At 56.7% G+C, this 14,930-nt stretch carries 12 protein-coding genes; 2 read left to right on the forward strand and 10 right to left on the reverse strand.

What is annotated here, in order from left to right:
- Nucleotides 1–61 precede the first annotated feature (61 nt).
- The 3 genes from DY252_RS00135 to DY252_RS00145 all read right to left on the reverse strand — a co-directional run bounded on the left by DY252_RS00135 (nt 62) and on the right by DY252_RS00145 (nt 4,381).
- Nucleotides 62–856, reverse strand: a complete 795-nt coding sequence (locus DY252_RS00135; RefSeq protein WP_064788094.1) for a calcium-binding protein — start codon at nt 854–856, stop codon at nt 62–64.
- Nucleotides 857–1,187: 331 nt separating this feature from the next.
- Nucleotides 1,188–2,570, reverse strand: coding sequence for an HlyD family type I secretion periplasmic adaptor subunit (locus DY252_RS00140; protein WP_008888989.1), 1,383 nt, complete (start codon nt 2,568–2,570; stop codon nt 1,188–1,190).
- Nucleotides 2,567–4,381, reverse strand: coding sequence for a type I secretion system permease/ATPase (locus DY252_RS00145; protein WP_064788093.1), 1,815 nt, complete (start codon nt 4,379–4,381; stop codon nt 2,567–2,569). Before DY252_RS00145 ends, DY252_RS00140 begins: the two co-directional genes overlap by 4 nt.
- A 328-nt stretch (nt 4,382–4,709) precedes the next feature.
- Between DY252_RS00145 and DY252_RS00150 the strand changes: the two genes are divergently transcribed.
- Together DY252_RS00150 and DY252_RS00155 are read left to right on the forward strand one after the other, a co-directional pair.
- Nucleotides 4,710–5,210 (forward strand): MarR family winged helix-turn-helix transcriptional regulator, encoded by a 501-nt coding sequence (locus DY252_RS00150; protein WP_008888987.1) that lies wholly within the window; start codon nt 4,710–4,712, stop codon nt 5,208–5,210.
- Nucleotides 5,207–6,412 carry a glycosyltransferase gene (locus DY252_RS00155; protein ID WP_064788092.1) on the forward strand — a complete coding sequence of 402 codons (1,206 nt, stop codon included), beginning with the start codon at nt 5,207–5,209 and terminating at the stop codon, nt 6,410–6,412. Before DY252_RS00150 ends, DY252_RS00155 begins: the two co-directional genes overlap by 4 nt.
- Before the next feature lie 117 nt (nt 6,413–6,529).
- Here DY252_RS00155 and DY252_RS00160 read toward each other — a convergent pair whose 3' ends face one another.
- From DY252_RS00160 to DY252_RS00190, 7 genes are all read right to left on the reverse strand, one after another.
- Complete coding sequence (locus tag DY252_RS00160) at nt 6,530–7,921, reverse strand: amidase family protein (protein WP_064788091.1); 1,392 nt, start codon at nt 7,919–7,921, stop codon at nt 6,530–6,532.
- A 26-nt stretch (nt 7,922–7,947) separates the two neighbouring features.
- Entirely contained in the window at nt 7,948–8,853 is a 906-nt protein-coding gene (locus tag DY252_RS00165) for a 2-hydroxyacid dehydrogenase (protein ID WP_064788090.1), read from the reverse strand.
- Nucleotides 8,850–10,469 (reverse strand): ABC transporter ATP-binding protein, encoded by a 1,620-nt coding sequence (locus DY252_RS00170; protein ID WP_064788089.1) that lies wholly within the window; start codon nt 10,467–10,469, stop codon nt 8,850–8,852. The genes DY252_RS00165 and DY252_RS00170 overlap by 4 nt, the downstream gene beginning before the upstream one ends.
- Nucleotides 10,466–11,299 (reverse strand): ABC transporter permease, encoded by an 834-nt coding sequence (locus DY252_RS00175; protein WP_082923389.1) that lies wholly within the window; start codon nt 11,297–11,299, stop codon nt 10,466–10,468. The genes DY252_RS00170 and DY252_RS00175 overlap by 4 nt, the downstream gene beginning before the upstream one ends.
- A 1-nt stretch (nt 11,300) precedes the next feature.
- Complete coding sequence (locus tag DY252_RS00180; protein ID WP_064788088.1) at nt 11,301–12,278, reverse strand: ABC transporter permease; 978 nt, start codon at nt 12,276–12,278, stop codon at nt 11,301–11,303.
- Between the two features lie 93 nt (nt 12,279–12,371).
- Complete coding sequence (locus DY252_RS00185) at nt 12,372–13,904, reverse strand: ABC transporter substrate-binding protein (protein ID WP_231959659.1); 1,533 nt, start codon at nt 13,902–13,904, stop codon at nt 12,372–12,374.
- A gap of 115 nt (nt 13,905–14,019) precedes the next feature.
- Nucleotides 14,020–14,790, reverse strand: a complete 771-nt coding sequence (locus DY252_RS00190; protein WP_064788086.1) for a class II aldolase/adducin family protein — start codon at nt 14,788–14,790, stop codon at nt 14,020–14,022.
- Nucleotides 14,791–14,930 lie beyond the last annotated feature (140 nt).

The raw sequence follows: 14,930 nt of genomic DNA on the forward strand, positions 1-14,930 counted from the left end.
TCACTCACTTGAAGTTCAGGACGGGTCGCCCGCAGCCGAAGCTGCGGACGCCGCCAACGGATTACTGGACGCTAAAGAAGCTGTCCGGATCGTCCTGTACATCTTCGGCATCGACATTGTTGAGGGTGATGGAATCCCCATTGCCAAGGTCAATGACGGTGTTGGCACCGACTTGCGTTGCACGCGCAGCGACGTCATCGGCACTTTCGATGCCGGTGTCGTTGATATTGCTGCTAATGGAAAGCATGTCCTCGCCAGCCTGGAAATCGAGCACGACATCGTTGCCGCCGCCGCCCGAGAAGACAAAGGTGTCTGCACCGGAACCACCGGACAGAACATCGTCCCCAGCGCCGCCTTCGAGGACATCATCCCCGGAGCCGCCCAAGAGAACGTCATTGCCCTCGCCGCCCTGGAGAACATCGTTTCCAGAACCGCCAAGCATGACATCATCACCGGCACCGCCGAGCATGATGTCGTCGCCACCGCCGCCGGTCATGACATCATCGCCAGAACCGCCGTCGAGAACGTCGTCACCCGATCCGCCAAGCATGATATCGTCACCCGATCCACCTGACAGAACGTCTTCGCCAGAGCCACCTGAGAGCAGGTCGCTGCCGGCACCTCCGATCAATGCATCGTCACCCGATCCACCGAACAGAAGATCATCACCTTCGCCACCAACGGCAACGTCGTCGCCTGATCCGCCGAACAAGACATCATCGCCTTCTTCGCCGAACAGCACGTCGTCGTCACCTTGTCCGAAGATTGTATCGTCTCCGCCACGTCCAAAGATGACGTCACTGAAACGAGATCCGAGAAGCGCATCATCAAAGGCGCCGCCTTCGAGAGTTGCCATGTAATCCTCCTTCGTGTCCCAACATTAATGACATCGTGGGGATATTTCCCTCACGAGAGGATGGCCGTTCCCTCTGGACATTCTGAGCCCCGTGGAAACGACCACTCAGAAATCCTATATTTTTTTACTTTGTTATTGGAGGGTATTGTCGTGTTTTTATTTTGTCAACATTATGACTTAGTTTGATATTCATTGTATTTACTATGAAAATACTAGTTCTACTTTATTTATTATTTGATTCAAAATTCGATCTATACTTGAAAAGAAAAGGGCCAACCCGGCGAAAAACCGGGAAAGGCCCCGAGTTCGACCCACATTTCGCGGGGGAGGATTACTCTTCGCGGAAGGCCTTTTCCATGCTTTGGGTGATGGGATCGATCAGGTAATCGATGGCCTTGCGCGGGGTTTTCAAAACCAGAATGTTGGCTGGCATGCCCGGACGCAGATTGATGTCATCATGTTTTGCCAGTTCGGCCGGATCAATCGCCGCCCGCACGATGTAGTAAGACGCATCGCGCTGTTCATCGACGGTTTGGTCAGCGGCAACATAGCTTACCTCGCCATTCAGGGGGGCCAGTCGACGCTGACTATAGGCGGTCAGGCGAATTTGCGCCTTTGATCCGACCTGGACCGAGTCGATATCCTGTCGGTTGATCCGTGCTTCGATCACCAGTGGTTCATCTTCGGGGATGATATCCATGATCGGTTCAGCCGGACTGATCACACCGCCGGGGGTTCTGATCTGGATGTTGGCAACCGTTCCGGCCTGGGGTGCACGCACTTCGAGGCGATCAAGCACGTCCTGACTTGCGCGGATACGTTGGGTGACGTCGTTCAAGGCAAGCTGGGCTTCCTGAATTTCCGTTGCGATATCGCTTTGCCATTCCATTTCAATCGAGGCGAGATTGATCTCGGCTTCGGCCTTTTGCTGTTGGGCGGCGGCACGCTGGGCTTTGAATTCGCCCATATCGCCCACCAGATCCGACCAGTTATTTTCAATCTCGACCAGTTGGGTGCGGGTGGCGAAGCCCTTTTCGGCCAGTTGGCGAATCCCGGCAAGCTGTTCGGCGACGAGCTTTTCCTGACGTGTGCGGGCTTTGATCTGTGAGACCAGTGCTTCGGCTTCGGCCTCGAACTGTTCGATCTGTTTGGCCTGGGCATCGCGTTTGGCGGCATAGACTTCCTTGCGCTTGGCAAACAGGCGTTTTTCATCACTGAGGATATCGGCGACATAGGCCTCGTCACTGGCGAGAAGTTCCTGTGGGAAGGTGATGTTTTCCTGGCCGCGCTGTTCGGCGCGCAACCGGGCAAGCTTGGCCATCAGACCAAACCGTTCACCGCGCAACTGGCCGAGCTCCGACTCGCTGCGTGTGCCATCAAGAAGGGCAAGGGTCTGGCCCGCGGTGACTTTTTCGCCTTCCTCGACCAGAAGCTGTTTGAGGATGCCGCCCTCATAGTGATTAACGACTTTCTTTTTGGAATCGACAATCACCGAGCCGGTCGCAACAGCCGCGCTATCGAGTTCGGCGGTAAAGCCCCAGGTCAGAAACCCGCCAAAGCCCAAAACAATAACGAACAATCCGGCCAGGATCGGCTTGCGCAGGCTTTGGCGCGATGCTTCGCGTTCTTCCGAGAGGATCTGGTGCCAGGCGACTTGCGGTTCTTCGGCCGGGAGTGCCGCGCCACCGCCTTCAAGATTAATGACACGGGTCATGCCGCACCTCCGTTTTCATGTTTACGCTTTACCGGGGGCAGACTTTTGATGTCGTCGCTTTCATTGGACAGATTGCGAATCACGTCTGTTCGTTCGCCGAACTGTTTGACCCGCCCGTCCTGCATCACCAAAAGCTTGTTGGCATATTGCATGATGCTTTGACGGTGCGCGATCAGCACCACCATTGCACCGGAATCCGCAGCCTGGCGCACAGCACGGATAAGGGATGCTTCGCCCTCGGCATCAAGATTGGCATTGGGTTCATCAAGCACCAGCAGACGCGGCCAGCCATAAAGCGCGCGCGCCAAAGCAATGCGCTGTTGCTGCCCGCCAGACAGGGTATGTCGGCCGGCACCAATCGGCGTGTCATAGCCCAGCGGCAATCGACCGATCATTTCATGCACGCCGGCTGCACGGGCAGCCTCGATCACCTTGCGCGGGCTTGCGTCGCGCATGCGGCTGATATTGTCGCGGATGGTGCCGTTCAGAAGCGATACCGATTGCGGCAAATAGCCGACCATGTCGCCAAATGATCCGCGCTCCCACAGATAGGCATTGTGGCCGTCAAGATAGACACCGCCTGTCGCAGGCTTTGCCGTGCCAACCAGCAATCTTGAAAGGGTTGATTTCCCGGCCGCAGACGGCCCGACCACACCCAATATATCGCCCGGCGACAGTTCGAAACTGATCCCGCGCAGCACCGGCACATTCGATCCCGGCACGGCATAGACCAGATTATCGACAACCAGCGGGCCTTCGGAACGCGGGGTTGGTTTGATTTCGCGTTCGGACTGGCTTTCTTCGAGCATCAATCGAATGCGTTTCCACGATGAAAACGCCCCGACCCATGCCCGCCAGTCGCGGGTGACATTATCAAACGGCAACAACAGCCGCCCCATGATCACGGTCCCGCCGATCATGGCACCGGGCGTGGTTTCGCCCTGAATGACAAGGTAGGCCCCCATGGCCAGCACAATGATTTGCATGCCGAACCGGGCAGAGCGGGTGATGGAATACATGCCCTTGCTGCGCACGTTACCGACATCAAGCAATTCGCTGGCGTGGATTTGTGCCTGACGCCAGCGCAGGGCGAGGGCTGGCATCATGCCCATTGCCTCGATCACTTCGGCGTTTGAAACCGTCGATCCGATATCGCCGATATTGCGCAGATTGGCGTCTGTTCCTTCCTTGGTGACCTGACGGACCATCACATCACCGAGCAGGCTTAGCCCGATCAGGGTCAGAACCGCCACCAGCCCGGCAATCCCGTAATAGGGATGCAGGGCAAACATCACGAAAAGAAAAATCGGCGACCAGATCGCCTCAAGCGGGGCGGCGATGGTAGTGCCGGTGATGAAGTTGCGCAGATCAGAAAGGTCGCGCAGGACCTGGGTTCCGTGCAGCGATCCTTTTTCAAGCGCCACACGCATCGCCGCCGAAATTGCCGGCAGGTTCAACCGGCGCAAAAGCGACTTTGCCATTTCCTGAAAGACAAGCGCGCGCACGAAATCAAGGATGCCATACAAAATGATCGCACCGACCGCGATCACCAGAAGCAAAAGCAGGGTATCGGTGCTTTGACTGTTGATCACGCGGTCATGCACCTGAAGCATGAACAGCGGCACGGTAAGTTGAAGGATATTGATGAAGCCGCTCATGACACCGGCCCATCCAAGCCCGCGCACGAACGTAAAGCGGGCCTCGCGAATGACCGATCTTGCATCAAGTTCGGGCCGGGCTTCCTTCGAGTTCGCGGGCGAACTCACAGGCGAATCCACCGGTTTTGCCAGCTTTTTGCGGCGAAATTGCATCGAAAATCATCCAATTAAGCAAAAGTCATAGTTTTTCCGCAATCTAATCACATAGTTGCGATGACAGGATGATCTACAATAAAATTAAATATGTCGATCTCATGTTGATGATTAGACAATGTAAAAACATTAACAATGGAAGTAATTCAAAAATAAAAACACTTTCGAATTACTTCCGGACAACGAGCAAACCTGCGGGAAGAAAGAGGCGTTCGGAAAAATTGTTCAAGAACAACGTCTTGTTATCTTCCCCAATACGAAATTTGTGTCAGGGCAATCGCGCCTTGGCATCAACTCTCGCTTGGGACCAGATAACGGATCGAAACTCATGACCGTCACTCATCTTGAACTGGCAAATACCGTCGAGCGGATCTATCGGCGGTTTGCGGATTTGTTACGGGTAGATCTCATTCGACTCGGAAAGGATGACATCAGCCCGGCGCAAGTGGCGCTGCTTTTTACCATTGGCGAAGATGAACTCTCGGTGCGCGATCTTCTTGATCGTGGACATTATATGGGTTCAAACGCGTCTTATAATCTTAAACAGCTCGCGGAATCGGGCTATGTCGAACGTCAGGTCATGGCACGGGACAGGCGTTCTGCCCGTTTGAAATTGACCAAAAAGGGCCATGAACTCTGTCAGGCATTGCATGAATTCCACGAAGAATATCACGACGCCCTGACCAACAATCTTGAAGACCAGCAGGAGATGGAAACAGCGCTGCGTACGTTGCGCAGACTGGAAGAATTCTGGACACAGACGCTCAGGTACGGGGGTGTTCCCATTAATGGGTCCGTCGCCGTGCAGGAGGCACGAAACAGACGATGAAAATTGTCCTCGTTCATCGTCATGGACCGGGACAGTTTGTACATCTTGCCTGCCATCTGGCCGATGCCGGATGGCAGGTTTCCTTCCTGTGCGAAGCAATGAATGTGCGCCTGCCCGGCATCCGGACACTCCGCCAGCCTGTCACAGCTCCACCGCCTGCCATACCGTTTGCGCAATATCATCAGGATGTGGGACTTAAGGCCGCCAGAACCCTTGAAAGCCTTGTGCGCGAAGAAGGCGCACCGGACATTGTTTACGGCCATATTGGTTGGGGCAGCATGATGTTCGCCCGCGACGTTTTGCCCAAAACACCCCTGATCGGTTATTGCGAACATTATTATCACGCCACCGGGCGCGACGTTGGTTTTGATCCGGATGACGAAATCACGCTGGCGAAACGTGCGCAGCTTCGCGTGCGCAATGCAGCCCAACTGACGACACTTGATCAGCTTGATGCCGCCATCAGCCCGACCAAATGGCAGAAATCAGCATTTCCGGCGGCCTATCACCACAAGATCGGCGTTTGCCATGACGGGATTGATACCCACCGCTGTCAGCCAAATCCAAACGCCAGCCTGACCTTGCCCGATGGGCGGGTCCTTACCGCGCGTGATCAGGTGATTACCTATGTCGCGCGCGATCTTGAACCCTATCGCGGATTTCCGACCTTTATACGTGCGGCCGCCAAACTGGCCCAGCAAAATCCGGATGCCCAGTTCGTGATCGCCGGGGGCGATGGCGTCAGTTACGGACAGGCGCGCAAGGATGGGCGGACTTGGCGTGATGTGATGATGGCAGAAACGCAGATCGATCCGTCACGCATCCACTTTCTGGGCCAGATCCCCCATGACCAATTGATCCGGATGTACCAGATCAGTTCGTTGCATGTTTACCTTACATATCCGTTTGTCTTGTCGTGGTCGGTGCTGGAAGCCATGGCGTGCGGGGCACCTGTCATCGCCTCGGACACCGGGCCGTGCCATGACATGATCCGCGATCGGCAGAACGGATTTCTGACCGACTTCTGGGACAGTGATGCGCTGGCGATGAAGATGGCGTTCTGCCTTACCCATCGTGACGACCTGACACCCTTGCGTGAACGGGCCCGCAAGACGATCCTTAATCACTTTGACCTTCGACGGTGTCTGGATCGGCAAACGACCCTGATCGAGAATCTGGCGTCTGGCAGAAAAAGCCGATGAGGGCATCACATGCCAAAAGCAAAGCCAAAGATGAAACTTACGTCACCTTTGGCTTTTGCATATTCGCTTCAAGCTAAATTAGATGATTACTTAACCAGCACATCAGACGAACAGTAATCACATCGTCATCTGCGGCAGGCCGAAGCCCTGTTCAAGCACCTCGCCAGCGGTCAGGCAGATGTCTTCGCGCCAGGGGGCGGTGACGAGCTGAACACCCGACGGGATATTTTTTTCGACGCCGGAGCAGATCGAGATCGCCGGAAGCCCCAGCAGCGGGATTGCGATTTGCGGCAATTGTGCCTTCCACAGGCGGATCAGGGTTGCGGGACCTTCAAGGTCCTCGTCCTTGCGGAACGGCAGTTCTGCCGAAACCGGCATCAGGACGACCGGATAATCTTCAAGGAACGCCCGCCAGGCGCGGATCAGGGCCGAGCGGCGCAGGAAGAGCTTACTAAACGTGTCCTTATCAATCGCGGCGGCGCGATCGGCATAATGTTCGAGAAGGGCAATCGCGCCCGGATCGTCTTCGGCCCGGGCGGCTTTCAGTTTGGCTTCGTGATCATCCGAAAGCCACAGGTCGATCTGAAGATCAACGGCCTCGCGGATTTCGGGGATTTCCGGTGTTTCGACTGTCCAGCCTGCGGCACGGAAAATCTCGGCGGCACGTTCGAGATCGGCCAGAATGCGCGGATCGGTCTCAATGCCGCCGGGATGGGCGACAAGCGCGACACGCTTGGCAAAATCGGGACCGCGAAGTGGCATTGGCACACTCCAGGGATCATCGGGGGAATAGCCCGCCATCCCCTCAAGCCCGAGCCTGAGGTCATCAACCCTGCGCGCCAGCGGTCCTGATACCGCCATCAATTGTGCGCCAATCGGACGATCACCGCCGGTCTGGTTAAACATCGGAATGCGTCCATGGGTCGGGCGCAATCCCTGAATGCCGCAGGCATAGGCCGGATAACGTACCGAGCCCGCAATATCCGTACCATGACCGATATGCCCCAAGCCCGCCGATGTCGCGGCACCCGCCCCGCCCGATGATCCACCCGGTGTAAGGGCCGGGTTGTGGGGATTAAGCGTCGTGCCATGCACCTTGTTGGAGGTAAACCAGCGATAGGAAAAAGCCGGTGTGTTGGTGCGGCCAATCACAATCGCGCCCTTGCTGCGCATGTTGCGCAAAAACGGGCTGTCTTGGATTGCGATCAAATCCGCAGCCAGCGTCGTGCCATTGGTGGTGGCGTAGCCCGCCTGATCGGAGATGACCTTGATCGTGACCGGGACGCCCGCCAAGGGACCAACCGCGTCCCCGACCTCGATGCGGGCATCAAGCAGCTCTGCCTCTTGCATGGCGTCATCTGCGCAATCCTGAACGATGGCGTTGATGGCCGGATTGACCCGCGCCACACGATCAAGCATTTGGCGAATGACCGTGGTGGCGCGCATTTCCCGGCTTTTGATACGGCGGGCCAATTCGCGGGCAGACAGGGAATTCGGATCGCTGGTCATGTGGGGCGCTACCTTATGGGTTTGGGTTAAGCTGTCATCGGCTCGGACTGAAGCTGGTTCCGGCGGATCGACAGAACGGTCGCCTTTGGTTCGCAAATGCTGGCGACATGCGGGGTGACGAAAACCTTGGGATGGTGCCAAAGCGGATGTCCGGCCGGCAGGGGTTCGGCTTCAAACACATCGAGCGACGCACCCGACAAATGCCCACGATCAAGGGCATCAACAAGGGCGGCTTCATCGACCTGCCCGCCGCGGCCGAGATGGATCAGGGCGGCACCATTGGGCAATTTTGCAAGGTTTTCTGCCCCCAAAAGTCCCTTGGTCTGATCAGTGAGCGGCAACACATTGATCAGGATGTCGCTTTGGGCCAAGAAATCATCAAACGCGCCATCACGATAATGCGTCACCCCGTCTTCGGGTGGCTTTGGGGCGGATCGGGAATAGCTTGCGACCGGATAGCCGAGGGCCACCAATGCCCTTGCAACCGCACGGCCCATCAGACCAAACCCCAGAACACCAATGCGCCGTGCACGGGGTGATAGCCCGGTCAGCTGGCGTTCCCAGTGTCCGATTTTCTGATTGGCAAGAAGATTGCCCATATTGCGATGGTGCCAAAGCACGTGGAAGGTGGCAAAACCGGCCATTTGCAGGGCCTGATCCGGGTCTTCGACCCGATGGATCGGCACACCCGGCGGCAAGGACGGGCACGCCATGATGGCATCAATACCGGCCCCCACCGAATAGATCGCACGCAAATTCGGATAGCGCGTAAAGGCGTCCGGTGCCGGGACAAAGGTGACCATGAAACTGACATCTTCGGGCCGGTCGATCTCGCCGGGCAGGCGCAGGTCCAGTTCGGGTGCCAGGGCATCAAAATGCGGGCCGTAAATGCCCCGCAAATCGATTTTGCTACAAGACAGAACGCCAATCATGCTGGCACTTCTTCGGTTTGGGCCCAGTCCGCACCGGGAACGGCGGCGAGAAGTTGACGGGTATATTCCTGTTTGGGCGACAGGAAGATTTCATCGACCCGGCCAATTTCAACCAGCTTGCCCTTTTGCATCACCGCAATGCGATCGCACAGCTGTGCCGCGACCCGCAAATCATGGGTGATGAACAGGATCGACAAAGACAGGCGTTCGCGCAAATCGCGCAGCAGATCAAGCACCTGTGCCTGGATCGACACATCAAGTGCAGACACAGCTTCATCGGCAATGATCAGTTCCGGTTCCATGGCCAAAGCACGGGCAATCCCGATGCGTTGACGTTGCCCGCCGGAAAATTCGTGCGGATAGCGCATGGCGGCATCGGCACCCAGGCCAACGATTTCGAGCAGTTCCTTTGCCTTGGCTTGGGCCTTTTCCTTGGGCACGCCACGATTGATCGGCCCATCTGTCAGCGCACTCATGATCCGTTGGCGCGGATTAAGCGATGCATAGGGATCCTGAAAGACCATCTGGACCTTGTTGCGCTGACGGCGGAGTTCTTCCTCGGACAGTGCGGCAAGATCAACGCCGCCGACCATGACGTGACCGCCATCCGGCGTCACCAGCCGAACAGCTGTTCGGCCCAATGTCGACTTGCCCGAACCGGACTCGCCGACAAGCCCCAGCACCTCGCCGCGGGCCACCGTAAGCGAGACATCATCGACCGCACGAACTTCACGTACGGGTTTGAACAAGCCACCGCCCGTCCGGAAAGTCTTGCGCAGGTTTTTGATTTCAAGCGCAGGCGTGTCGCTCAGTTCACGCGCCTCCGGAAGTTTTCCGGTTGGAATGGCATCGAGCAGACGTTTGGTATAGTCGTGCTGTGGGTTATCAAGAACCGATGCCGCATCACCGCGTTCAACAACCTTGCCTTCGCGCATGACAATCACCTGATCGGCAATTTCGGCGACCACACCAAAGTCATGGGTGATGAACATCACGGCCATGCCGCGCTTTTTGCGCAGATCGAGAATAAGCTTCAGGATCTGTGCCTGGGTGGTGACATCAAGGGCGGTTGTCGGTTCATCGGCGATCAGGAGTTTGGGTTCCAACGCCAATGCCATGGCGATCATCGCGCGTTGGCGTTGCCCGCCTGAAAGCTGGAACGGATAGGCCCGGATGATTTTTTCCGGATCGGGAAGACCCACCTCGCGCACAAGATCCAATGCGCGTTTGCGGCGTTCGGACTGGGTATAAAGACCGTGTGCGGCGAACACCTCGGAGATCTGATCACCGATGCGCATCAACGGGTTGAGTGCGGTCATCGGTTCCTGAAAGATCATGGCGATCTGGGCACCGCGCAGGGCCTGCTTTTCAACTTCCGGCAGGCGCAAGACATCGCGGGCTTCAAACATCGCCCGGCCCGATTTGACCTCTACCCCTTGCGGGAGCAGCCCCATCAGGGCATTGGCCGTCATTGACTTGCCAGAGCCGGACTCACCAACCACGCAAAGAATCTGTCCCTTGTCGATGTCGAAGCTGACATTTTCGACCGCGAAGGGGCGATCTGCACCCTCGGGCAGGCCAATTGTCAGCCGTTCAATTGTCAGTGTCGCACTCATGCTTTGCCCTTTCGCGACAGATGCGGATTGAAGGCATCATTCAGCCCCTCACCAATCAGGTTGAGTGCAAGAACAGTGATGACGATGGCAATGCCGGGGAAGAAGCTAAGCCACCAGCTGGTGCGGATGACGGTGCGCGCAGCCCCGATCATGTAGCCCCACGACATCGAGTTCGGATCGCCAAGCCCAAGGAAGGAAAGCGAACTTTCAAGCAGGATCGCGGTTGCGACCATCAGCGACGCCATCACAATGATCGGTGAGACGGTGTTTGGCAGCACCTGCTGGATCAGGATGCGCGGTTTTGAAAGGCCGGCCAGACGCGCCGCATCAACGAATTCACGGGTGCGCACCGACATTACCTCGGCACGGACAAGGCGGGCGACGGGCGGCCAACTGACAATGGCAATCGCAATGGTGATGGATGCCAGGGTTGGCTCAAAAATCGCCACCAGCACGATGGCCAGCGCGAAGTTGGGGATGGTCTGGAAAAACTCGGTGAAGCGCATCGCACCTTCATCGACATAACCACCATAGAACCCGGCCAACGCGCCAAGCGGCACACCGATCAGCAAGGCAACCACGGTCGAGACCAGCCCGACCAGAAGGGAAACCCGCGCGCCATAGGCCAGTTGGGCTGCCACGTTGCGGCCCAGTGTATCTGTGCCCAGGGGCAAACCATCAACGGCGAAGGGGGCGAGGAACGGGCGCTGAACCATTTGCCAAGGCCCATCGGAGAAGATCAAGGGGGCGATCAGGGCGATGACGATCACGGAGATCAGCAAGACGACACCGATCATGGCGCCCATATTGCTTCTGAAACGTTTCCACATGTCAGCTACGGGCTCCGATACGGGGATCGACAATGCGATAGACAATGTCGGTCACGATGTTGAACAGGATGACCATGGCCGCCGAGACAAGGAACACTCCCAAAATCGTGTTGTAGTCACGTGCAGCCAAGCTTTCGAACATCAGGCGTCCAATACCGGGCCAGGCAAAAACCGTTTCGGTCAGAACCGCCCCGCCGACAAGTTGACCGGCCTGCAAGCCAGCCAAAGTCACCACCGGCAAAATGGCATTGCGCAGGATGTGACGACGGCGAATGACTGCATCCGACAGGCCCTTGGCCTTGGCGGTTTTGACAAAATCAAGCTGCGAGACTTCGAGCATGGATGCCCGCGCCATGCGCATATAGACCGCGGTAAAGAACAGACCCAATGTCAGAGCCGGCAGGATCAGGTGTTTGGCGATATCAATGACGCGGGCGAAACCGGTGTAATTGGCACCGACAGTTTCATAGCCAAAGCCCGGCAGCCATCCAAACCATACGGAAAAGACCAGAACCGCCATAAGGGCCAGCCAATATAGCGGGGTTGCGTAGAATAAAAGCGCCATCGTGGTCAGGACAGTATCGGACGGTTTGCCAACGCGTGCGGCGGCGGCAACCCCAAAGGCGATGCCCAACACCAGGGAGACGACAAAGGCGGTTAATGTCAGCAACAAGGTTGCCGGCAACCGGTCGGCAATGAGTTCAGCCACAGGCGCGCCCTGGCGGAAGGAGTAGCCAAGATCGAGTTGCACAATACCGGCGACATATTTGCCAAGCTGGACATAAAGCGGCTGATCGAGGCCAAAGCGTTCGCGCAGCTGTTCGATCATCTGCTCGTCAGCGGCACCGGCTTCACCGGCCAGCACGACAGCCGGGTCACCCGGCGCGGCATGGATGAGGAAAAAGTTCAGAATCGCAATGGCCAGCAAGGTCAAAATAGCCTTGGATAGCCGCGACACCACGACAGCGAATATGGTCATAGGTCCCCGTAGCATCCCGTATTTGAAATCCCGCCTGAACGCGGGCAATCAGGAAAAGAAGGGGGCGGACCGGCAAACGGTCCGCCCGCAATGTTACTTCTTGATCCAGGCGTTACGCGGACCGTCATTGATACCGATGGCCGTGGTCACCAGATCGTTGACATTGCAACGGTAGATCGTCGGGAAGGTCAGTTCCTGCATCCAGGCGACCGGAACGTCATCGACGATTTCCTTCTGGATTTCGGCATAGGCTGCTTCGCGTTCTTCGGGTGTTACCATCGTCGCAGCAGCGGCCCATTTTTCGTCGAGTGCCAGGTTTTCATAGCCTTCGACGTTGTTCCACGGGCTGCCTTTTTTGATGCGATCGGCGGTATAGTTGCGCGAAACACCAAGGGCCGGGTCACCGTACTGATAGAGATAGGTGAAGGCCATGTCGTAATCCCACTGGGACGTTTTTTCGTTCCACCCAGCGACATCAGAGCTGTCGATTTCGGCATTGATGCCAACTTCGCTGAGATTCTGACGGACGGCCTCGGCCCAGCGTTGCCAGGTTTCACCATATGGCAGCGGCAGGATGCTGACCGGTTCGCCGTCATAGCCCATCTCGGCCAGAAGTTCCTTGGCCTTGTCCGGGTTGTGATCATAAATGGTCACGTCATCGGAATAGAAATTGGTGCTCGACGCAATCGGACCGGTCGCAACTTTACCAAAGCCGTTCCAGACGACGTCGCGCATGAATTCACGATCCATGGCGTACATGACAGCCTGACGGAACTTCTCGTTGGCGGTCGGACCTTCGCGGTTGTTAAGCCACATCCATGCCAGCGGTGCGAGGAATTCCCAGCCCTTTTCGGTGACACAAACACCATCCATTTCGGCCAGACGCGGGATATCCCAGTTTTCAACCGAACCGCCCGGCAGAACATCAACCTCGCCGGTTTCAAACGCCACCGCACGGGCCGCAGCATCCGGGATCACACGGTAAAAGACTTCGTCCAGATACGGCAGGCCATCGACATAATAGTCCTCGTTCTTAACAAGGTGGATGTGGCTGCCCTTGACCCATTCCTTGAACTTGAACGGTCCGGTGCCAATCGGCGTGGCGTTCGCCGGGTTGTTGGCGAAGTCAGTACCTTCGTAGATGTGCTTGGGCACGATCGGCATGGTGCCGTTTTCAAAGGCATTGATGAACGGACCAAACGGTTCTTTTAGTTTGAAGACAACCGTCATCGGATCCGGGGCGGTGATGCTTTTGACATAGGCGAGTGACGCACGCAGACGCGCATGGGTTTCACGCAGGAAAACATCGGCGGAAAAGACAACGTCATCGGCGGTGAAATCTTCGCCGTCATGCCATTTGACACCTTCATTAAGCTTGAAGGTGTAGGTCAGACCGTCGTCGGAGATTTCCCAGCTTTTGGCCAGGCTCGGCATCGGGGTCAGTTCGCTGTCATAGCGCAGCAGGCTTTCATAGATATCGCCTGCAACAAGCTGGGTCGGGCCATTCTGCACAAGGCCGAGCATCAGTCCCGGTGGTTCGGGCTGAACAACGATATCAAGCCGACCGCCAGCTTCCTGTGCCGCCACTGGCGAGGCCAGGGCGGCGGCGATGAGAAAAGTAGTCACCTTTAAATATTTCATAGCATTCCCTGATTTTGTTTTGCATTTAGGTTCTTCTTTTTATTGGTGTTACGCACGTTTTGTTTAACCAAGGGCCACAAGCGTGACCCAGGCGCACAGGTTACCCGAGGTAACCCGGGGCGCTGGCATCAAGCCGGCGCAGTTGGGCGGCCCATTCCGGGTCTGGTTTGCCCTTTTGTTCATAAGAATCGTACATCGACTGGTATTGGGATGCGGTGTGTTCGGCAATGTCATGGCCGAGCACAACCGGGGTCAGGCCCATTCCAAGCGCAGCCACTTGCGCCTTGCAGGACCGTTCAAGGTTCAAGGCCAGCTTGACCGCCTCTGCCACCGAGCGACCCAAAAGCAGCGTGCCGTGATTGCGCAGCAACATCACCGATTTGTCGCCGAGATCGGCAACAATGCGGGCGCGTTCCTCTAGATTAAGCGCAATGCCTTCGTAGTCATGGAAGGCGATCCGATCATAAAACTGTGCCGACCACTGATTAAGCGGCAGCAGCCCTTCCTGATTTGATGAAACCGCCACACCCGCGACCGTGTGGGTATGCAGAACACAAACTGCATCGTGACGCGCCATGTGAACCGCCGAATGGATGGTAAAGCCAGCGGCATTCACCCCGGCACCATAGGGGTCATCAATCACGGCACCGGTTTCATCGACGGTTACCAGATTGGCCGCGGTGACTTCGTCAAACCGCAGGCCGAACGGATTGAGCAGAAAGCGTTGCTCGCCCCCCGGTCCGGATGGGAGCCGTGCGGAAATATGGGTGTAGATGCCGTCATCCATGCCTTCGAGCGCGATCAACCGATAGGCCGCAGCCAGATCGCGGCGGATTTCGGATATCGATTGATCACTCATAGCATCACGCATTAATGCCGCCCTTTCGTTATGTCGCTTTTTTGATTGCTTCAAGGCTGCGGGATGATCCCGGCGCAGTCAAGTAAATTGTCGACAATCTACAATTCGTTGCCTAGACTGACCGGAGTCATGCATCTTTCTTTGGCGTCTGT

This window comes from Thalassospira indica (genome assembly GCF_003403095.1).
GTDB lineage: Bacteria > Pseudomonadota > Alphaproteobacteria > Rhodospirillales > Thalassospiraceae > Thalassospira > Thalassospira indica.